Source organism: Paenibacillus sp. YYML68 (genome assembly GCF_027923405.1).
GTDB lineage: Bacteria > Bacillota > Bacilli > Paenibacillales > NBRC-103111 > Paenibacillus_G.
The window spans coordinates 1,697,514-1,715,775 of the sequence record NZ_BQYI01000001.1; the positions used below are offsets into that span (position 1 = coordinate 1,697,514).

At 52.7% G+C, this 18,262-nt stretch carries 25 protein-coding genes; all 25 read left to right on the forward strand.

Annotated elements, in window-relative coordinates:
* Positions 1-5: 5 nt before the first annotated feature.
* The 25 genes from dnaB (at position 6) to PAE68_RS07675 (ending at position 18,111) form a co-directional block, all read left to right on the forward strand.
* The gene (gene dnaB, locus PAE68_RS07555) at positions 6-1,403 is read left to right on the forward strand and encodes a replicative DNA helicase (protein WP_281885637.1); all 1,398 of its coding nucleotides are present in this window, start codon (positions 6-8) and stop codon (positions 1,401-1,403) included.
* A 23-nt stretch (positions 1,404-1,426) separates the two neighbouring features.
* A complete protein-coding gene (locus tag PAE68_RS07560) occupies positions 1,427-1,585 on the forward strand; it encodes a DUF6906 family protein (RefSeq protein ID WP_281885639.1) in 159 nt (52 codons plus the stop codon).
* Between the two features lie 2 nt (positions 1,586-1,587).
* Positions 1,588-1,746: a hypothetical protein gene (locus tag PAE68_RS07565; RefSeq protein WP_281885642.1), complete on the forward strand. Its 159-nt coding sequence runs from the start codon at positions 1,588-1,590 to the stop codon at positions 1,744-1,746.
* 64 nt (positions 1,747-1,810) lie between these two features.
* The gene (locus PAE68_RS07570) at positions 1,811-2,062 is read left to right on the forward strand and encodes a hypothetical protein (protein ID WP_281885644.1); all 252 of its coding nucleotides are present in this window, start codon (positions 1,811-1,813) and stop codon (positions 2,060-2,062) included.
* A gap of 613 nt (positions 2,063-2,675) precedes the next feature.
* On the forward strand, positions 2,676-3,140 hold the full coding sequence (locus tag PAE68_RS07575) for an ASCH domain-containing protein (protein ID WP_281885646.1): 465 nt from the start codon (positions 2,676-2,678) through the stop codon (positions 3,138-3,140).
* A gap of 48 nt (positions 3,141-3,188) precedes the next feature.
* The gene (locus PAE68_RS07580; RefSeq protein ID WP_281885648.1) at positions 3,189-3,374 is read left to right on the forward strand and encodes a hypothetical protein; all 186 of its coding nucleotides are present in this window, start codon (positions 3,189-3,191) and stop codon (positions 3,372-3,374) included.
* 93 nt (positions 3,375-3,467) lie between these two features.
* A complete protein-coding gene (locus tag PAE68_RS07585) occupies positions 3,468-3,812 on the forward strand; it encodes an ArpU family phage packaging/lysis transcriptional regulator (protein ID WP_281885650.1) in 345 nt (114 codons plus the stop codon).
* Between the two features lie 489 nt (positions 3,813-4,301).
* The gene (locus PAE68_RS07590; RefSeq protein WP_281885652.1) at positions 4,302-4,892 is read left to right on the forward strand and encodes a tyrosine-type recombinase/integrase; all 591 of its coding nucleotides are present in this window, start codon (positions 4,302-4,304) and stop codon (positions 4,890-4,892) included.
* A 422-nt stretch (positions 4,893-5,314) separates the two neighbouring features.
* A complete protein-coding gene (locus tag PAE68_RS07595; protein WP_281885654.1) occupies positions 5,315-5,923 on the forward strand; it encodes a recombinase family protein in 609 nt (202 codons plus the stop codon).
* A 39-nt stretch (positions 5,924-5,962) separates the two neighbouring features.
* Positions 5,963-6,739, forward strand: a complete 777-nt coding sequence (gene terS, locus PAE68_RS07600) for a phage terminase small subunit (protein WP_281885656.1) — start codon at positions 5,963-5,965, stop codon at positions 6,737-6,739.
* 4 nt (positions 6,740-6,743) lie between these two features.
* Entirely contained in the window at positions 6,744-8,018 is a 1,275-nt protein-coding gene (locus PAE68_RS07605) for a PBSX family phage terminase large subunit (protein ID WP_281885658.1), read from the forward strand.
* Positions 8,019-8,038: 20 nt separating this feature from the next.
* Entirely contained in the window at positions 8,039-9,514 is a 1,476-nt protein-coding gene (locus PAE68_RS07610; protein ID WP_281885660.1) for a phage portal protein, read from the forward strand.
* Between the two features lie 86 nt (positions 9,515-9,600).
* Positions 9,601-11,262, forward strand: a complete 1,662-nt coding sequence (locus tag PAE68_RS07615; protein ID WP_281885662.1) for a minor capsid protein — start codon at positions 9,601-9,603, stop codon at positions 11,260-11,262.
* Positions 11,263-11,599: 337 nt separating this feature from the next.
* The gene (locus tag PAE68_RS07620; RefSeq protein WP_281885664.1) at positions 11,600-12,238 is read left to right on the forward strand and encodes a phage scaffolding protein; all 639 of its coding nucleotides are present in this window, start codon (positions 11,600-11,602) and stop codon (positions 12,236-12,238) included.
* Between the two features lie 15 nt (positions 12,239-12,253).
* Positions 12,254-12,625 carry a hypothetical protein gene (locus tag PAE68_RS07625; protein WP_281885666.1) on the forward strand — a complete coding sequence of 124 codons (372 nt, stop codon included), beginning with the start codon at positions 12,254-12,256 and terminating at the stop codon, positions 12,623-12,625.
* Positions 12,626-12,650: 25 nt separating this feature from the next.
* Positions 12,651-13,697, forward strand: coding sequence for a major capsid protein (locus PAE68_RS07630; RefSeq protein ID WP_281885668.1), 1,047 nt, complete (start codon positions 12,651-12,653; stop codon positions 13,695-13,697).
* A gap of 47 nt (positions 13,698-13,744) precedes the next feature.
* Positions 13,745-14,056: a hypothetical protein gene (locus tag PAE68_RS07635; RefSeq protein WP_281885670.1), complete on the forward strand. Its 312-nt coding sequence runs from the start codon at positions 13,745-13,747 to the stop codon at positions 14,054-14,056.
* A 1-nt stretch (position 14,057) separates the two neighbouring features.
* Positions 14,058-14,414 carry a phage head-tail connector protein gene (locus PAE68_RS07640; RefSeq protein WP_281885672.1) on the forward strand — a complete coding sequence of 119 codons (357 nt, stop codon included), beginning with the start codon at positions 14,058-14,060 and terminating at the stop codon, positions 14,412-14,414.
* Positions 14,415-14,416: 2 nt separating this feature from the next.
* Positions 14,417-14,788 carry an ABC transporter ATP-binding protein gene (locus PAE68_RS07645; protein ID WP_281885674.1) on the forward strand — a complete coding sequence of 124 codons (372 nt, stop codon included), beginning with the start codon at positions 14,417-14,419 and terminating at the stop codon, positions 14,786-14,788.
* A complete protein-coding gene (locus tag PAE68_RS07650) occupies positions 14,785-15,192 on the forward strand; it encodes an HK97 gp10 family phage protein (protein ID WP_281885675.1) in 408 nt (135 codons plus the stop codon). The genes PAE68_RS07645 and PAE68_RS07650 overlap by 4 nt, the downstream gene beginning before the upstream one ends.
* 4 nt (positions 15,193-15,196) lie before the next feature.
* Positions 15,197-15,628, forward strand: a complete 432-nt coding sequence (locus PAE68_RS07655) for a phage tail terminator family protein (protein WP_281885678.1) — start codon at positions 15,197-15,199, stop codon at positions 15,626-15,628.
* A complete protein-coding gene (locus PAE68_RS07660; RefSeq protein ID WP_281885680.1) occupies positions 15,615-15,824 on the forward strand; it encodes a hypothetical protein in 210 nt (69 codons plus the stop codon). Before PAE68_RS07655 ends, PAE68_RS07660 begins: the two co-directional genes overlap by 14 nt.
* Before the next feature lie 3 nt (positions 15,825-15,827).
* Positions 15,828-17,141, forward strand: coding sequence for a phage tail sheath family protein (locus PAE68_RS07665; protein WP_281885682.1), 1,314 nt, complete (start codon positions 15,828-15,830; stop codon positions 17,139-17,141).
* 22 nt (positions 17,142-17,163) lie between these two features.
* Positions 17,164-17,625: a phage tail tube protein gene (locus PAE68_RS07670; RefSeq protein ID WP_281885684.1), complete on the forward strand. Its 462-nt coding sequence runs from the start codon at positions 17,164-17,166 to the stop codon at positions 17,623-17,625.
* Positions 17,626-17,652: 27 nt separating this feature from the next.
* Positions 17,653-18,111 carry a phage tail assembly chaperone gene (locus tag PAE68_RS07675; protein ID WP_281885686.1) on the forward strand — a complete coding sequence of 153 codons (459 nt, stop codon included), beginning with the start codon at positions 17,653-17,655 and terminating at the stop codon, positions 18,109-18,111.
* Positions 18,112-18,262: the final 151 nt, after the last annotated feature.

Sequence of the window (18,262 nt, forward strand, 5' to 3'; positions counted from 1 at the left end):
CGCGTATGGAACACAGTATTCCGCTGCCGCATAGTCTGGAGGCCGAGCAGGCGGTGATCGGGGCGATCTTGCTATCTGGCAAGTTCGACATGACGGTTGACTTGACGGAGAAGCACTTCTACGATCGGCGGCATCAGCGCATTGTACGAGCGATCCGTCAGCTGAAGGAAGGTCCGATCGATCTCGTCACATTGGCATCAAGGCTGCAGGAGGGCGACGAGCTCGCACGGATCGGCGGCGTCGGGTATCTGACCGATCTCGCGCAGAGCGTGCCGACGGTGGCTAATGTGGACTATTACGCGGGCATCGTGCATGAGCGCTATCTGCATCGACTGACGATATTGGAGCTTCAGCGTCAGCTGGACGAAGCGTGGAAGCTGAATGCTACGGATGCCATATCGGGCATGCAGACGGCGGCCAGCGCGCTCGCAGAGCAGGCTCTGCAGTCTAAGGAGTTTCGTTCCATTCGGGAGGTCGCGATAGAGACCTATGAGCAGATCGAGCATCGGTTCAACAATCGGAGCGAGAATCACGTCAACGGTATTCCTTCGGGCTATGCGGATCTGGATCGGATGACGTGTGGCTTCCAGCGCTCTGATCTGATCATCGTCGCAGCGCGTCCCTCTGTTGGGAAGACCGCCTTCGCGCTGAACATTGCGCAGCATGCGGGTGTACAGGCGAAGAAGAAGGTGGGCATCTTCAGCCTGGAGATGGCTGCGGGTCAGCTCGTGCAGCGGATGCTGTCCGCAGAGCAGCATATCGACGCAGGCAAGCTACGGTCCGGCTACCTGCAGAGCGACGACTGGGACCGCCTTGCTGTGGCGGTCGGCTCAGTCGCAGAGGCTGACATTCATATCGATGACACGCCAGCGATCACGGTGCATGAGATTGCGGCCAAGAGCAGACGGCTGAAGAAGGAGCAAGGGCTGGACCTGCTGCTTATCGATTACTTGCAGCTCCTAGCAGGCAGTGGCAAGGGGGACAACCGGCAGCAGGAGGTGTCCGAGATCTCGAGGACGCTGAAGCAGCTGGCCCGCGAGCTGGACATTCCGATCATCGCGCTGTCGCAGCTAAGCCGAGCAGTTGAGCAACGGCAGGACAAGCGTCCGATGATGTCGGACTTGCGGGAGTCCGGCGCGATCGAGCAGGATGCGGACATCGTGGCGTTCTTATACCGCGACGACTATTACGACAAGGAATCCGAGAAGAAGAATATTATCGAGGTCATCATTGCGAAGCAGCGGAACGGTCCCGTGGGAACGGTGGAGCTGGCATTCTTGAAGAGCTTTAACAAGTTCGTCAGTCTGGATCGCTGTCATTATGATGGGGCGCACCAGTCGCTGCCTTCGGGTCAAGGACGGTTTCCTGTGCCGGATATGCACCGCCGTAAGATGAGTCGCTAATATCACAGAGAGGATGAGGAAGGATGAAGCAAGGGAAGAATCCAACGCGCAAGCAGAAAGAGCTGATCAAGTCATATGGCTTGAATTACCAGAACTGGCTAGTCGAGCGTGTGACGAGCGCGGAGGTCGTGATCGTACATCGGATGTCGGGGACCGTGCGGAAGCTGAGGGTCGGGGCGTAACGATGGGACAGGAGTTGCAAGAGACGTTTGAGGAAGTCGTTATGAACCTGAAGGAGCACGAGGAAGTGATCGTGCGGGTTCGTGACCGGGCATACGTGGTCGCGCCGGCTACGGCAGATGATGTGAAGAGGATTGTCCGAGGCGAGGCATCGATGGATTGAGGGGGATTCGCAAGCGATTGGGAATTTGATCCGGTTGCTGGTGAGGTTGAAGGGAGCTCGTAAGATGCCCAGCTATGACAAAGCAATTAAACTGCTCGAGGAAAAGATAACCCCCCTAGTCCATGCCGGCAAGGACATTCAGCTATTAGCATTGTATGTAGCTCCTACTGCTCCTATGGCCGAGAGATCGCATCTCGGTACGAAGTTCGGATACCTGAAGATTAAGACGAATGTGTACATGAGCAAAGGAATGGCATACATCCTAGAAGAGCCTGCAGGTGTTGCTGGGAGAGCGTTTTGTTGGATTGAAAATTGATTAGTAGGTGGGAACATGACATGAACTTAATTAATAAACTGGCCGGTTTCTTCAAATCTTTTTGTTCGTACTGGAAGTCAAACCAAGATTTCCGACTAACATTAACTATCTCTATAATTGCACTTATTGTGTCAATACTAAGGTTAATTATCCCTTAAGAACCGAGAAAACAAGAGCACAGACGGAGATTCCTATAGGTAGGGACTTCCATAGTATCTCCTTTTTTCTTTCTGTGAGATAATCCAAACCCTTAAGCGTAATGATCCAGTGATCGCATTCCTCTTTTTCATCTGTTGAATTTTGATTCGAGTCGACGACATAGCATTCTGTTACATGTTTAACATACTCAACTTCTTCTAACTCAAGTAAGCAAGAGAGCACGATAGTATTACAGTGGATATCGGCCAGGTTCTCTAAAGTCTGGGGCCCTTTAAAAAGTCTCTTTAAGATTGCTCGTTTGTACTTGTTCATTTTAATTACCCTCTTTCTTGGTAATATAAATTATCCGATATTTTTCACTATTCGATAGTGCAGTTGAGATATCCTTCCTCGGTGCAGCAATCACATTAGAAATTAAGTAGTGATCTATGTGGATATAAGGAGGATTGAACGCGTGAAGGCCATAACCATACATCAGCCTTGGGCGACGATGATCGCCCTTGGTGAGAAAAGATACGAAACACGGGGATGGCGTACGAAATATCGGGGACCTATTGCGATACATGCCAGTAAAAAAGACCCGTTTATCATTCTGGACACACTCCAGAACGATCAAGAAGAATACATTCGAGACTATTTTCGAGAAAGGTGCCGTTACAGTAACAGTTATACGATCAATAGATTGCCTAAGGGAGCCGTTATAGCAACAGCAATACTTAAAGACTGCATAAAGTGTATTGATACTTTCACAGGTGGATATGAACTAGAGAACGGAGTATATGTTTATCATCCTGAGTATGAATATGGTGACTTTGCACCAGGTCGATATGCGTGGGAATTGACTGCCATTACATCATTATCTGAACCGATTCCAGCTAAGGGTCAACAAGGGTTGTGGAACTGGAACGGACAAGTATGAATAATCTGTAGCAAGAGTCAGGGCATTGCGGGGTAGGAGAGGTTATCGATGAATGCATACGATAAAAAACGTCGTGCTCAAGTCGTCAAGACGCTGCAGAAGGCAAAAGAGCAAGCTGAAAACGCGCTTCTATACTTGACGGCAAACGAACGTAGCCTAGAGGAAATTGCTGATATTGGACTTGTCATTGAGCACATTGAAAATGCGATCGAAGTCTTGGAGTTAAAGCAATAATATAAAAATTCCCCAACACAATGATCTTTGGCCGGATCTGTCGGGGAATAAATGTTCTCACCCGAATTATACCATAGAGGATGGGTGAGCGGAATGGGACAACTGTCGTTTAAGCTGCTTGAGATTGATCAGGATGAGACGCGCCGCCGTGTGGAGGAAGCACTCGAGGCAGCCCGGACCTATAAAGGGATCGAGAAGCTCGAGTTCAAAACGAAGCCGGTGGAGGCTGCCGTGCAGCGACTAGGCAAGCTGCAGCGTGAGATCATCCGTAAGAGATACCTGGAAGATGAGGATGTGTACGACTTCAATGTGTATGCAGAATTGAACATCAGCGAGAGAACATACTACCGTGTGAAGTCCAAAGCGTTCTACAGACTTGCCTTTATGCTGAATCTGGAAGTGCTCATTGAACCATCTGAGAGCATTGCTGAAGGATAAAAAAAGTGGCAGACGAGTGGCAGAATGCAGACAGAATAGCGGCAGGTCATAAGGGTGGCATACAGGGTACAGTAGAATCATGGAAGCCGAGATGAGGCTTCGGGTGATGTCTACTGTACCCTTATCATTGTAGGCACTCGGCCGTGCTGTGGGCATGTGCTGCCTTAGACGCCAGTCGTCAAGGGTGCGGTGAGAGGTGGGGTTAGATGCCCCTTATTAACTTCAATCCTTGTAGAGCGGCTCGGCCGTAGCCGGTCCGCTGCGGAATGATTGAAGGTGGAAGACGTGCAGACGAACGGGTACTACTGTCGGCCTGCGCTGGGACTATCACGCATAGGACAAGGGGAGGGAGTCGCGTGAAGAAGCAAAGGTATAAGGATCCGCCACAACAGCCACAGATCTGCCGGGGCTGCATCTGGGGGCAGTGGACGGGAGTCAAGCAAGTGTGCTTCAAACCTCTACTATGTGTCAAGAAGGAGTGCACGAACCATGAAGTTCGTACAACCCATTCGTGACACGGCGCTCATTGAGAACATCAAAGAGGATCTGCGTTTGGTCAGTGAACGCAATTACATTCTGTTCTGCATGGGGATTTACACAGGATTACGAATATCTGATATTTTGAAGATTCGCGCAGGCATGGTTCGCAATAAGACGCACATTAAGATCATAGACGAGAAGACCAGGAAGAAGAAGAAGCGGCGTAAAGAACGAAATATCTTCATCACTCGGAACTTAAAAGCAGACCTCGACAACTATATCCGAACTATGGGTGATCAAGAGTATTTGTTTCCGAGCCGTCAAAAGAAGATGAAGAACGGAGCACGGCGACAGCCGATCGATCGGATGACCGCATATCGGATGCTGAATGCTGTTGCCAAGCGATACGGCTTAAGTGAAATTGGATGTCACACGATGAGAAAGACGTGGGGATACCACTTGTACCGGAGAGACCCGACGAAGCTGGCGTTACTAATGGATATGTTCGGCCATAGCTCGCAATGGGTTACCTTAAGGTATTTGGGCTTGACGCAAGACGCAATGGATGAGGCGTTCGACGAGCTGAGCGATACATATTGAGGTCCATGATACACTTGTTTTCAGAAAACATGGATAAACCCTTGATATAGCTAAGAATCTGGCGATCGGTTGAGTGTGACAGAATTACTACTAAGATACACTCATTTACCATGATTTAGTTAAACGTGGAGGGCAGATGTAAGCGAAAAGGAGCCTTGAATTTCGCATCCAACTTTATGATTATTTAGTAAATGTATGGTTAATCGTAATAATTACGTGAAAACCAACTCAATTATGAGGGGGTACATCGGGGGGTATACTTTCGCAGGCTGACTCACGACGAGCTGTGTCAAAAAGCATGCTTTTTGACACGTAGTAAAACTCATTCAACTTTGCATGTCAAAAGTTACAAAATTCTAAATTGAAATATGTCAATAATTGAGGTAATGTTATGACATGGATCAATGAACGGAGGAACTGACATGCGAATGGGTTATGTTCGTGCAAGCGCGAAAGATCAGAACGTCGAGCGACAGCTACGCAAAATGGCGGAGCTCGGCATCGAGGATCGTTACCTCTTCATAGATAAACAGAGCGGCAAAGACTTCGACCGTCCTCGCTATCAAGCGATGAAGCTCATGATCAGAGAGGGAGACATCATCTATCTGGATGCGCTGGATCGTCTCGGTCGTGATTACGATGGCATTATTCGGGAGTGGAAGGAAATCACTCGTGAGCTGAATGCGGACATTGTCGTGCTCGAGAATGAAACATTGTTCGACAGCCGGAAATTCAAGACGATGGGCGATCTTGGCAAGTTGCTGGAGGATCAGTTCTTATCCATGCTATCCTACGTGGCTGAGCAGGAGCGGAAGAAGAACAGGCAGCGCCAGGCCGAAGGGATCGCGGTAGCGCTGGACAGCGGAGTAAAGTTTGGTCGTCCGAAGCAAGAGGTCACGGAGCAATTCAGGGCCGTATATGGGGAGTGGAAGGCCGGCAACATGACGGCAGTAGCTGCTATGAAGCAGCTAGAGATGAAACCGAATACCTTCTACCGTAGAGTGAAGGAGATTGAACAAGATACAAGATGACCGATTTCGGGTCATCTTTTTTTGTTGAGGTGATCGGCTATGTCGAGAGCACAAAGCCCCGAGCGCAAGAAGGCACTCAAGATATGGGAGAAGAGCGGACGCACGAAGAAGCCGGCGGAGATCGCTGCTGAGCTGGGTATCAGCGCGCAGCTCGTCCGTAAGTGGAAGAGCATCGATCAGTGGGAGGAGAAGCCGACACCAAGACAGCGCGGCCCTGGCGCGCCGACCGGTAATAAGAATGCTAAGGGCAACAAGGGCGGCCCAGGAGGTCCGCTGCGTAACGCTAAGGCTGTGACACATGGGCTATATCGCAAGTTTCTTCCGAACGATAAGGAGACACTTGAGATCTTCGACGTGACTGATTCGATGGAGCCGCTTGATCTGTTATGGGCATCCATACGAATTCTATGGACCAACATCATTCGCGCTCAAAAAATCATGTTCGTCCGGGACCAGGACGACATGACGAAGGAGCTCAAGAAGGAGAAGAATGTGCACTTCGGCGGGGAGGAGGGCGGTGGGTCGGAAGAGACCGAGTACGAGATCCAGTTCGCTTGGGACAAGCAAGGTGCAGCACTGACGGCTCAATCCTCCGCCATGTCGAGGCTGACATCCATGATCAAGCAATATGAGGATATGCTTCGTACGCTGCCGCCTGAAGAGATACTCGAGGAGCAGCGCTTACGGATCGAGAAGCTGAAGCTGGAGATCGGTGACTTGAAGGGTGAGGGCAACGATATCGCCCATCAGCAGGGCAACAGCTACGAGGCGGCGCTGAACGCGCAAGCGGCAGACGTATTCGCCGACGAGGACTGAACTCATGCGGAAGCGTAAACGAACGACCTCATTCAAGTTCCAGCCCTTCAGCCGCAAGCAGAAGAAGTTGCTCATGTGGTGGACCGATAATAGTCGGTACAAGGATTACGATATTTGCGTAGCCGAAGGTGCGATCCGTTCGGGCAAGACAATTGCCTGCATAGACTCGTTCATTACATGGTCGCTTGCCAAACACCGTAACCAGAACTTCATCATAGCAAGTAAATCGATGGGCGCTCTGAAGCGTAACGTGCTCGAGCCCATGTTTCAGATTCTGACGGCGAAGGGCATTGATTACCATTACCATCGGTCGGAGAATCCTCATCTCATCATCGGTACGAACACTTACTATCTGTTCGGAGCGAACAATGAGTCCAGTCAGGACACGCTACAGGGCTTGACCGCAGCCGGCGCCTACTTAGATGAGGTCGCGTTGTTCCCGCAGTCGTTCGTCGATCAGGCGATTGGCCGTTGTTCGGCAGAAACAGATGGTCAAGGAGCGAAGCTATTCTTTAACTGTAATCCAGATGGTCCGTACCACTGGTTCAAGGTCGAATATCTCGACAAGGCGGTTGAGAAGAAGATTCTCGTGCTTCACTTCACGATGGATGACAATCTCTCGCTGTCCGAACGGGTGAAGGAACGCTTCCGGCGCATGTTCTCGGGCGTGTTCTATAAGCGGTATATTCTCGGTCTCTGGGTGCTCGCAGAAGGTGTCATCTACGACATGTTCGATCGGGATAAGCACGTCGTATCAACGATCGATCGACCCTATACGCAATACTATGTCTCCTGTGACTACGGAACATTAAACCCGACCACGTTCGGGCTGTGGGGGCAGAGCAAGGGGATCTGGTACAAGGTGAAGGAGTACCATTATGACGGTCGCTCCAGGGGCAAGCAGAAGACAGATGAAGAGTATTGTGACGACTTAATCGAATTTGTCAGCGGCCTGCCGATCAAAGGGGTCATCATTGACCCGTCAGCAGCTTCCTTCATCGCAGCGATCCGCAAGCGCGGTGAGTTGAAGGTTATCAAGGCCAAGAACGACGTCGTGGACGGGATCCGCAACGTCGCTTCCGCGCTGCTGGAGGGACTGATCAAGTACAACGACTGCTGCACGGAGACGTTCCGCGAGTTCAATTCTTATATATGGGACGAGAAGGCGTCAAAGAGGGGCGAAGACAAGCCGGTCAAGGAGAACGATCACCAGATGGACGGCGATCGCTATTTCGTCAATACGATCGTTAAGAACAAGGCAGGCGTCTGGTTCGATTAATGGGTGAAGGGAGGATAAGTATGTACGGAATCGATTCCAGTGGTATGAAGGAGATCACACGGATCTTACAAGCAGGCGCCAGATCGGCGATGACCGAGGCTCAGATCATACAGCAGGAAGTAAGCACATGGAGGAGCAGCACGAAGCGTAACTGGATGCTCACCGGCGAGCGATACTACCGTAACAGGACCGACATCATGGGCCGTGAGCGGACCGTCATTGGTGAAAACGGGGCGAAGGTCATCGTGGGCAACCTGGCCAACAACAAGCTCATCCATCCATTCATACGCAAGCTTGTGGATCAGAAGGTTGGCTATCTGTTAGCCAAGCCGCTCAGCATTCAGACGAACCTAACCAAGTATCAAGAGCAGCTGCAAGCCTTCTTCAACAAAAGCATGCTGCGCCTTCTGCAGAACGTCGGTAAAGAGGCGATCAATAAAGGCATCGCATGGCTGCATGTCTATTACGATCCAAAGGGGCGTCTTAGCTTCAAGAAGATCCCTTCTGAGGAGATCATCCCGCTATGGAGGGACACGGCTCATACCGAACTGGACGCGGTCATACGTGTCTATGAAGTGGAAGCCTACGAGGGCATTCGTCAGACCACAGTAACTAAGCTCGAATGGTGGGATACGGCAGGTGTGCGGCGGTACGTCCAGCAAGGCGGACTCGTACCGGATGTTGAGGCAGGAGAAGCGGACTCTCACTTCAAGGTCATTGCCGGACCCGAGGAGAAGACGTTGAACTGGGAGTACGTACCGTTCATCCCGTTCAAGTACAACGAAGAGGAGCAACCGCTCGTCGAGCTGATCAAGAGTCTTGTTGACGATTACGACCTGCGGAAGTCGGACAACGCGAACAACCTGGAGGATCTTCCCGACAGCATCTATGTGGTTAAAAATTACGGCGGTACAAGCGGAAGTGAGTTCCGAAAAAATATCTCCAATTTCCGTGTTGTGTTCGTAGAGGATGACGGCGGCGTCGACACGATCAGTCTGGACATTGACACGGAAGCCTACAAGACGCATATGCAGATGAACCGTAAGGACATCTACGAGTTCGGACGCGGTGTTGATACGCAGAGCGAGAGCTTCGGCAACAGTCCGAGCGGCGTCGCGCTCAAGTTCCTGTACGCTGATCTGGATATGGATGCGAATATTATGGAGACGGAGTTCCAGGCGTCTCTAGAACGTCTGCGCTGGTTCATCGATGCTCATCTCGCCAATACGACCGGTGTTGATTACAGTGAGGAGCAGGTCGACTTCATCTTCAATCGGGATATCGTCATCAACGAGACGGATACCATTACGAACGCCAAGAACAGCGCCGGCCTCATCTCGGATGAGACGATTATATCTAACCATCCGTGGGTCACAGACACAGCAGCCGAGCTTGATCGACTGGAGAAGCAGCGTCATGCGTCTATGGAGGATGCCCTCCAATACGGTGGGTTGACAGGCAATGAGAAGACGACACCTGAGGATGAGGGTGAATAGCCTTGAAATCCGAAGACTATTGGGTCAAGCGGCTTGAGAAGCTTAGCGATGCACAGTTTGCCAAGGGCGATGCCTACATCCAGAAGATGCGTCAGGAGTATGACAAGGCGATTGCATCCATCCAGCAGGACATCGAAGTTTTCTATCAGCGGTTTGCCAAAAACAACGAGGTCAGCTTCGCAGATGCACGCCAGCTGCTGAATGCCGGCCAGCTTAAGGAATTCAAGTGGACTGTCGAGGAGTACATCCAGAAGGGCCGAGAGAACGCAGTCGATCAGAGGCATATGAAGGAGCTTGAGAATGCAAGTATTAAGGTCCGAGTTAGCCGCCTGGAGGCGCTGCAATTGCAGATGCGGCAGGAAGTCGAGCTCTTGGCGGCCAAGCATCAGCAAGGCACGAGCGAGCTGCTGCATGGGATCTACAAAGACAACTATTATCGCTCTGTGTTCGAGCTCCAGAAGGGTACAGGCGTCGGGAGCTCCTTCGCCAAGCTGGATAACAGGCAGATCAATAACCTGCTGGTCACACCGTGGGCGCCAGACGGTCGAGACTTCAGCTCCCGCATATGGGGCGATCGCTCCAAGCTCATATCCGAGCTGCAGACAACGCTCGTACAGGGGCTGATTCGAGGTAACTCGTCAGATACAATGATCAACATCATGACCGAGCGCATGGGCGTCTCTCGGAGAGATGCCGAGCGACTCGTCCTTACGGAGATCGCCTTCTTCTCTGGCCATTCCCGCAGAGAGGCGTATAAGGAGCTGGAAGTCGAAGAGTTCAAGAACGTCGCCACGCTGGATAAGAAGACATCGACCCTATGCAGGCAGATGGATGGAACGGTGTTCAAGGTCGCAGAGGCGCAGCCGAACGTCAACTGCGCGCCGTTCCATGCCCGCTGTCGAACCGTCGATATTCCGCATTTTGAGGGAAACGTGAAGGAACGTGCGGCTCGGAATGAGAAGGGCGATCACTACATGGTGCCGGGGGATATGACGTATAAGGAATGGGCGAAGAAGAATGTGTCAAGTGACCTGTCAGAACCTTCGGGGTCATCGAATTCATCGACGCAAGCCGATCCATCTCCAGCGACGAAAGAACCTCCAGCGTCTGAACACAGCGGAAGTGTAGAGGAACCATCGGGCTTGCCCAATCGTCGATTTAACCCTAAGGCAAGTTATCACATTGAATTGCCTCAAGTAGGAGAGGAGACATTAGAGCGGTTGACCGAAACGAATCGAAGTATTGCTAAGGAAGGTCATAAACGAGCCAAGGAGATAGCGGTCCTATTGAGCTCAAAGGAGGGAATCCCTCTTGCTCGTACTTCAGGTACGATCAACAAAGCGGAATTTAGCAATGAGATGGACGCAATTTTACGTGAGGCAAGTTCAAATTCAATCATTTTGACTCATAATCATCCTCAAGGCACCCGCATTAATCTGAAGGACATTCAAAATTTGTCTTTATATCCTTCGCTTCAAGCCATAGTGGCGGTTGGTCATGATGGTGGGGTTAGCGCGGTATCTACACTCGGTAAGTTTATTAATGTATGGGTCTTTAACGACTTGATGGCAAAAACTGCTGAAAAAGTGAACAAGCAATTATCAGCGGACTCTAATTATGCTATAATGTCATCATCTGAACGACGATATTACTTTTCACATCTGGTCTTGTTATCTATGGTTGAGGAATTGGGGTGGGAATATGTCGAAGACTTCGAAGCCGCAAGAACGCCAAATTGGGGGATTTGATGAGACATATTTAGACGGTCTCCCTGATCCAAGCGATCCAAGCTTCCTCGAAAAATTTATTGAGGCTGTCAAAAAGCCCATTAAGATCGAGAAGGAAGACAAACAATAAGAAGCGCTCTCCATACAATGCGAGAGTGTTTTTTTTGTTTGGGGGAGGCTGGCCGAGCTATAAAGAGCACTCGCATGCAGCGGAGTGCTCTTTTTGATTTTTCCAAATTCATAAGCGCTTCGTATTTTAGGGGGGTGGTCGTCATGTAGCCGTGAGAATAGGCTGCGTACATTGAACTCGTTGTAGCAACGTCACGTAAATACAAAGTACAAAGCGAGGTCGAATCACATGGACTGGTTAAAGAAGCTGCTGGAGGCCCAAGGGCTTACCGCTGAGCAGATCAAGGCAATCACCGAGGGCGTCGACGCAAACTATAAAGGCTGGGTGCCTAAGGAGCGCTATGAGGAGGCTACGACGGCAAAGAATAAAGCGGAAGCCGATCTGAAGGATCGGGACAAGCAGCTCGAAGACCTGAAGAAAGCGGCAGGGGACAGCGCCACGCTGAAGCAACAGATCGAACAGCTGCAGGCAGATAACAAGACGGCCAAAGAGAAGTACGACGCAAACCTCAAGGAGCTGCGCCTTGGCACAGCTATGAAGCTGGCGCTCGTCGGCAAGGTGCATGATCCAGACATCGTAACAAGCTTGTTGGATAAATCGAAAATCGAGCTCGACGACAATGGCAACGTGAAAGTCGGACTCGAGGACCAGATCAAAGCCCTGCGCGAGAGCAAGGCTTTTTTGTTTGTCCAAGAGAAGCAGCAGGAAGAACAGTATCAATTCAAGGGCGTCAACCCCTTCGATGGCAAGGACAAGCACACGGGCGGCGGCGCAGGCGGCACCGGGAGCGACTTCGGCAAGCGCGTCGCGGATTACGCCAAGCAGAACGACGGGCTGGATAAAGCCCGCACAGCCTACTTTGAGTAAGGGAGCTGATTGAAGATGAGCAAGTACATCGTATCCACCTTTTCTAACAAAAAAGAAATTCTGAAGTTCCCCGATCACTTCATCGCCTTGGCCGTAACGGTGAGCGATGCCGGGGTCGTCGCCAATGCGGACGGTAAGAAGATCGTTCCTGCGGGCACGATTCTCGGCGGCGGCGTTCTGGCGAACGAGACAACCCCAGCTGCCCGGGCGACAACAGCAGATGGCGTATCCAATGCCGAAGGCGTGCTGCTGAACGATACAGACGTTACGCATGGCCCAGCACAGGGGGCGCTCGTCATCCACGGGTTCATTCAGACTGGCAAGCTGCCGAGCCCGCCAACCGAGGAAGAAACCGCTGCTCTGCCGCAAATTACGTTCATCGCCTAAATAGGCAGAAAGGACAAGTGAAAGCATGGCGACTATTTTTGACCTGGTCAACTCGAAAAACATCTCGACCTATTACCTCTCCAATCCATCGAACACGATTCCGTATTTAGGGGCGACACTGTTCCCGCCTAAGAAGCAGCTGGGGCTCGATCTGAGCTGGATCAAAGGCTCTCGGGGACTGCCAGTATCGCTGCAGCCGTCCGCCTTTGATGCGAAGGCGACGGTGCGCGATCGGATTGGCTTCAGCAAAATTGAGACGGAGATGCCGTTCTTCCGCGAAGCTATGCGGATCGGAGAGAAGGAGCGTCAGGAGCTCAATAAGCTTGCTGCCTCGCAGAACGAAGCGCTCATTATGCCGGTCATCAACGCGATCTACGATGATATCACGAATCTGGTCAACGGCGCTCAGGTCATTCCGGAGCGGATGATCATGCAGCTGCTGTCGACCGGGAGAATCAAGATTACGGCCAACCGTCAAGATTACGACTACACGTACAAGATGCCGGATAACCACAAGACGACTCTTGCGACCGCCGACGACAAGTGGAACAACCCGGAGGCGAACATCATCGGTGACATCATGATGTGGCAGGATACGGTTGAAGAAGACACTGGTGTCCGCCCGACGAAGGCGATCTGCACGCGGAAGACGTGGAATTACATTCTGGAGAATAAGAGAATTCGCCTCGACATGAATCCGCTCGGCGGCCAGAACATCATCATGACCGATGCGATGATGAAGCAGTACTTGCAGACGAAGCTCGGCCTGTCCGTAGCTGTCTACAACAAGAAGTATGCGCTGCATGACGGCTCCACGAGCTTGTTCTATCCGGATGACCACTTCACGCTTATTCCCGACGGGACGCTCGGCAGCACGTTCTACGGCACGACGCCGGAAGAGAGCGATCTTATGGCTGGCAGCACCGCTGCAGAGGTGTCCATCGTTCATACCGGTGTTGCGATTACTACGATTCGCGAGCCGCATCCGGTGAACGTGGAGACGGTCGTGTCGGAGATCGTCCTGCCGTCGTTCGAGACGATCGATACGATCTTTATCGCGCAGGTTGTGTAAGGAGAGGCACGTGCCTCTTCGCTATCGCTATTCAGGAGGTGAATACCGTGAGAAAGAAGCTTGTAGACAAAGACGAAGTCGAGCGATCGAATGAAGAGCTGGAATCAGTCGAGGGGAATCCGGAAGGCGCTTCGACTGAGCTACCATCCGAACAGCCATCCGAGCAGTCCTCTGAGCGGCCAAAGGAGACGGAGCCGTCGCAGCCGCCCGTCGTATTGGAGCTCGTACTCGTGAAGTGGAACAAGGGTGTCAAATACCGCGGGCAATGGTTTATGAAAGGCCAACGCGCCCAGGTCAAGCAGACGGACTATGCGGACCTCTTGAGGAATGGCCTGATCGTGCCGGAGGACGGTGAGTAGCATGGAGAAGTACATGCCTAAGCTGAAGGCAATGCTCGACATTCCACCTGAGGACACGAGCAAAGACGAGCGGCTGTCGTTCGTGCTGGAGACGGTCGTGCAAGCGGTCAAGACGTATTGCCGTCTCTCTCTCCTTCCTCCCGAGCTAGATCTTGTCATCGTTCAGATCGCGGAGGACTATTACCGAACCAAATATGCGGACGAGTTCCCGAAGGAGACGGTCATCCAAAGTGTAAAGCGTGGTGACGTGCAGACGACCTTCGGAGCCGCGAAGCCGACGGTTCGCGCCGGCAGCGACGCACAATTCGTCCAAGGGTATGCATCGCAGCTGCGAGCGTTCCGAAGGATGAGGTGGTAGCAGTGGCATACGGCAGCATTAGCGCAGAGCGCCAGGCGCTGGAGATGACCTACGAGGGGCTGTGCACGGTGACGGAGTTCCAGTCGGTCAAGGACCCGGCGACACGCGTCACAAGGCTGGAGCCGATCGTCGTGCTGCTTGAAGAGCCGTGCGCGTTGTCGCAAGCGTCGCTGGCTAGCGCGAAGGGAACGGACACGGATCAGCAGGTTCGCTATGACGCCAAGCTGTTCCTGTCACCCGATGTTGTGATCAAGGCTGGCAGCCGCATCCGAGTGCAGCAGCACGGAATGGAGCTTGAATTCGAGCATGTTGGCCATCCCTTCCGGTACCCGACGCATCAAGAGGTCATGCTGCAGGAGGTCAGCCGGGCATGAGCCAGATGGGGGAGTTCGAATTCGAGGGGCTGAAGGAGTTTCAGACGAAGCTCGAGCAGCTGCAGCTCGCGTACCCGAAGTTCGTAGAGTCGTGCATGAAGGAGCTCGCTGGTCGTCTGCTGGCCAAGGTCATCGCTAGGACGCCTGTCGGTCGTACTGGCGATCTGCGCAAAGGATGGACGGTCGGGAAGATCCAGCGAGCGGGCGATCAGATCTACATCGAGATCATCAATCCGATCGAGTATGCCAAGTATGTCGAGTTCGGACACCGAACGCGGGATCATGCCGGGTGGGTCGAAGGCCGATTCATGCTGACCACGTCTGAGGCCGAGCTGCAGCAGGAGCTTCCAGCCATACTGGAGCGCAGACTTCAGACATTCATGAACCGTTATCTGGGAGGCTGAGTCGATGATCGAAGTGATTCACGGCATTACAAGCTGCCTCGGCAGCTTGTATCCCGACCATCCGATCTATACCGAGCAGGTCAAGCAGGGCTTCGCGGAGCCTTGCTTTTTTGTACGGTCGATCAGCTCCGGGCAAGCTCGCGGGCTAGATCGCCGGTATACGCGCATGATGCTGATTACCGTTCGGTATTTCCCCGACCCGAGCAGCCTCGACATGAAGGGCGCTTGCGAACGCATCGCCGAGCGGTTATACGCCGAGCTGGAGTATATCCAGTGGGAAGGGGAAACGTACAGGGCTAACAGTCTGCGCCATGAGGTCGTAGACGACGTGCTGCACTTCTTGCTCGAGCTGAACGTCAGAATGCTCAAGCTGAAGCCTGCGGTACCGAAGATGAACCAACTGAAGAAGGAGGTCACGATCCGTGACTACACGTAAAAATCAGACCGATTCGGCTCAAACGGATGAACAATTCACCGAGCCGCTGACGTACAGCAAGCGCCAATTTCTCGACTCTAGCACCTATGCAGAGCATCGGGACGTACTGGCCGCCTTGCTGCAAGACGATCAGCTATACAGCCATGAGCAAGTCGAGCAGCTGCTCGGCACATTTCGCAATGCGGAGGTGAAGTAACCGATGGCAGGTGGAACATGGACAACGCAAAACAAAGTACGGCCCGGTGTCTACGTCAACTTCGCTAGCCAAGCGCAGCTCGGCTCGATCAGTGACCGTGGAGTCGCCTCCTTGCCGCTGCCGCTCAGCTGGGGGGATGCGAAGCAGATGGTCACGATTAATGCCGGCGACGACATATTCAAGATTCTCGGCTATGACTTGACTGACCCGAAGCTGCTGCTCGTACGGGAAGCGCTGAAGCGAGCCAGCAAGCTGCTGCTCTACCGCGTCAACACTGGCACGAAGGCGGCGGCCACAGTCGGCACGTTAACGGCCACTGCTCGATGTGGCGGCGTACGCGGCAACGACCTGAGGCTCGTCATCCAGGCGAACGTCGACGATAACACCAAGTTCGACGTCCAGACTCTGCTGCTTGGTAAAGTCGTCGATACACAGACGGTCGCCAACATCGCAGGGCTGAAGGCGAATGACTGGATCGTCTTCAGCGGAGCCGGCTCGTTGACTGCTACCGCGGGCAGTCCGCTCACAGGCGGCACAGACGGCACGGTGACGAATCAGGACTATCTGGATTACCTCGCGGCGGTTGAGCTGCATTCGTTCCAGACCATTGGCTTGCCCGTGACGGACAGTACACTGAAATCGGTGTTCGTTACGTTCATCAAGCGCCTGCGTGACAGTGAGGGGATCAAGGCGCAGCTCGTCATCGAAACTGACTCGACCGCCGACTGCGAAGGTGTTATCAACGTCAAGAACGGCGTCAAGCTGGCCGACGGCACGACGCTGACAGCAGCACAGGCAACAGCCTGGGTGGCCGGAGCGACCGCAAGGGCGGCAGCGAACGAATCGTTGACTTATGCTGCGTATGACGGCGCCGTCGATGTCCATCCGCGCTATACGAACAGCCAGATCGAAGCTGCGCTCAAAGCTGGCGAGCTCGTGTTCGTCCATCACAATGGACGCGCCATCATCGAGCAGGACATCAATTCGCTCGTTAGCTTCACGCCGGAGAAGGGTAAGATGTTCGCCAAGAACAGAGTGCTGCGCGTGCTGGACAGCATCAACAACGATTTCAAGCGCATCTTCGAGACGTACTACATCGGCAAGGTGGACAACGACGACGACGGCCGCAACCTGTTCAAGAAAGAGTGCATCAAGCTGCTGGAGACGCTGCAGTCGATTTCGGCGATCCAGAACTTCGACGCGCAGACGGATATCATCGTAAGCCAAGGCGACGAGTCGGACAGTGTTACGGTTGAGCTCTATGTCCAACCGGTCGACTCGATCGAGAAGATCTATGTCAAAGTCAACGTGCGCTAATACGTGAAGGAGGTGAGACCCGATGTTCTTAAAAGCTAGTGACACGATCAGCGGTCAGGAAGCGCGCGCGTACGCGACAATTGACGGACAGGTCGAGGAAATGTTCTATGCGAAGAAGATCGAAGCCAAGGCTAAGAAGGTAAAGAAAGCGATCAAGACGCTCGGCAAGCGGGGGGCGCAGCAGAAGGCTGCCGGATGGGAAGGGTCAGGCACGATGACGATCTACTACGTGACCTCGAAGTTCCGCCAGCTCATGCTGCAGTACATGAAGACCGGGAAGGACACGTACTTCGACCTGCAGGTTGTGAACGAGGACCCGACCTCGACGATCGGCAAGCAGACGACGATCATCAAGAACATTAACCTGGATGAAGTCGTCCTTGCGCTCGTCGATGTAGACTCCGATGCGCTTGAGGAAGAGATCCCGTTCACGTTCGAGGACGCAGACATTCTTGATCAATTCGGCAAGCCGATCTTAGGATAAACCCCATCTCGAGGAGGATGAATAACGATGTCAGATATTAGCGTATTTTTTGCTCAGAATGCCCCGATTGAAACGAACGTGGAGTACATGGTCTCCGATCGCTTCAAGGGCAAGGACGGCAAGCCCGTTCCTTGGATTCTTCGTTGCATGACCGAGGACGAGAACGAGACGATTCGCAAAGCCGCGACGAAGCGCGAGCGGGGCAAGAACGGGATCGTGACACAGGAGACGAATCAGAATGAGTACATGGCGAAGCTCGTTGTGGCCAGCGTCGTGTTCCCGAATCTGAAGGATGAGAGCCTGCAAAAATCGTACGGCGTGATGGGAGCGGAGGCGCTGCTGAAGAAGATGCTTCTGTCGGGCGAATATACGACCTTGATCATGAAGATCCAGGAAATCAACGGCTTCGATACCGATATGAATGAGCTGGTGGATGAAGCAAAAAACTGCTCAACGGAGGATATGACGCAGAAGGACAACGCATAGAACCGGATTCGGTGGCGAACCTGCTGCATTATGCCCTCCACAGGCTGAAGAAGCTGCCTGGCGAAATATTGGCCCTCCCGAAGCGCGAGAGGGCTTTCGTCTTTGCTTCCATTCAAGTCGCGGTGGAAAGCGAAAAGCGGGCCAAAAGGGA

Excerpts from the sequence above, each read along its gene's own strand:
- dnaB (WP_281885637.1), top strand. The coding sequence starts at position 6 with ATGGAACACAGTATTCCGCTGCCGCATAGTCTGGAGGCCGAGCAGGCG.
- PAE68_RS07560 (WP_281885639.1), top strand. The coding sequence starts at position 1,427 with ATGAAGCAAGGGAAGAATCCAACGCGCAAGCAGAAAGAGCTGATCAAG.
- PAE68_RS07565 (WP_281885642.1), top strand. The coding sequence starts at position 1,588 with ATGGGACAGGAGTTGCAAGAGACGTTTGAGGAAGTCGTTATGAACCTG.
- PAE68_RS07570 (WP_281885644.1), top strand. The coding sequence starts at position 1,811 with ATGCCCAGCTATGACAAAGCAATTAAACTGCTCGAGGAAAAGATAACC.
- PAE68_RS07580 (WP_281885648.1), top strand. The coding sequence starts at position 3,189 with ATGAATGCATACGATAAAAAACGTCGTGCTCAAGTCGTCAAGACGCTG.
- PAE68_RS07585 (WP_281885650.1), top strand. The coding sequence starts at position 3,468 with ATGGGACAACTGTCGTTTAAGCTGCTTGAGATTGATCAGGATGAGACG.
- PAE68_RS07590 (WP_281885652.1), top strand. The coding sequence starts at position 4,302 with ATGAAGTTCGTACAACCCATTCGTGACACGGCGCTCATTGAGAACATC.
- PAE68_RS07595 (WP_281885654.1), top strand. The coding sequence starts at position 5,315 with ATGCGAATGGGTTATGTTCGTGCAAGCGCGAAAGATCAGAACGTCGAG.
- terS (WP_281885656.1), top strand. The coding sequence starts at position 5,963 with ATGTCGAGAGCACAAAGCCCCGAGCGCAAGAAGGCACTCAAGATATGG.
- PAE68_RS07605 (WP_281885658.1), top strand. The coding sequence starts at position 6,744 with ATGCGGAAGCGTAAACGAACGACCTCATTCAAGTTCCAGCCCTTCAGC.
- PAE68_RS07610 (WP_281885660.1), top strand. The coding sequence starts at position 8,039 with ATGTACGGAATCGATTCCAGTGGTATGAAGGAGATCACACGGATCTTA.
- PAE68_RS07615 (WP_281885662.1), top strand. The coding sequence starts at position 9,601 with ATGCGTCAGGAGTATGACAAGGCGATTGCATCCATCCAGCAGGACATC.
- PAE68_RS07620 (WP_281885664.1), top strand. The coding sequence starts at position 11,600 with ATGGACTGGTTAAAGAAGCTGCTGGAGGCCCAAGGGCTTACCGCTGAG.
- PAE68_RS07625 (WP_281885666.1), top strand. The coding sequence starts at position 12,254 with ATGAGCAAGTACATCGTATCCACCTTTTCTAACAAAAAAGAAATTCTG.
- PAE68_RS07630 (WP_281885668.1), top strand. The coding sequence starts at position 12,651 with ATGGCGACTATTTTTGACCTGGTCAACTCGAAAAACATCTCGACCTAT.
- PAE68_RS07640 (WP_281885672.1), top strand. The coding sequence starts at position 14,058 with ATGGAGAAGTACATGCCTAAGCTGAAGGCAATGCTCGACATTCCACCT.
- PAE68_RS07650 (WP_281885675.1), top strand. The coding sequence starts at position 14,785 with ATGAGCCAGATGGGGGAGTTCGAATTCGAGGGGCTGAAGGAGTTTCAG.
- PAE68_RS07655 (WP_281885678.1), top strand. The coding sequence starts at position 15,197 with ATGATCGAAGTGATTCACGGCATTACAAGCTGCCTCGGCAGCTTGTAT.
- PAE68_RS07665 (WP_281885682.1), top strand. The coding sequence starts at position 15,828 with ATGGCAGGTGGAACATGGACAACGCAAAACAAAGTACGGCCCGGTGTC.
- PAE68_RS07670 (WP_281885684.1), top strand. The coding sequence starts at position 17,164 with ATGTTCTTAAAAGCTAGTGACACGATCAGCGGTCAGGAAGCGCGCGCG.
- PAE68_RS07675 (WP_281885686.1), top strand. The coding sequence starts at position 17,653 with ATGTCAGATATTAGCGTATTTTTTGCTCAGAATGCCCCGATTGAAACG.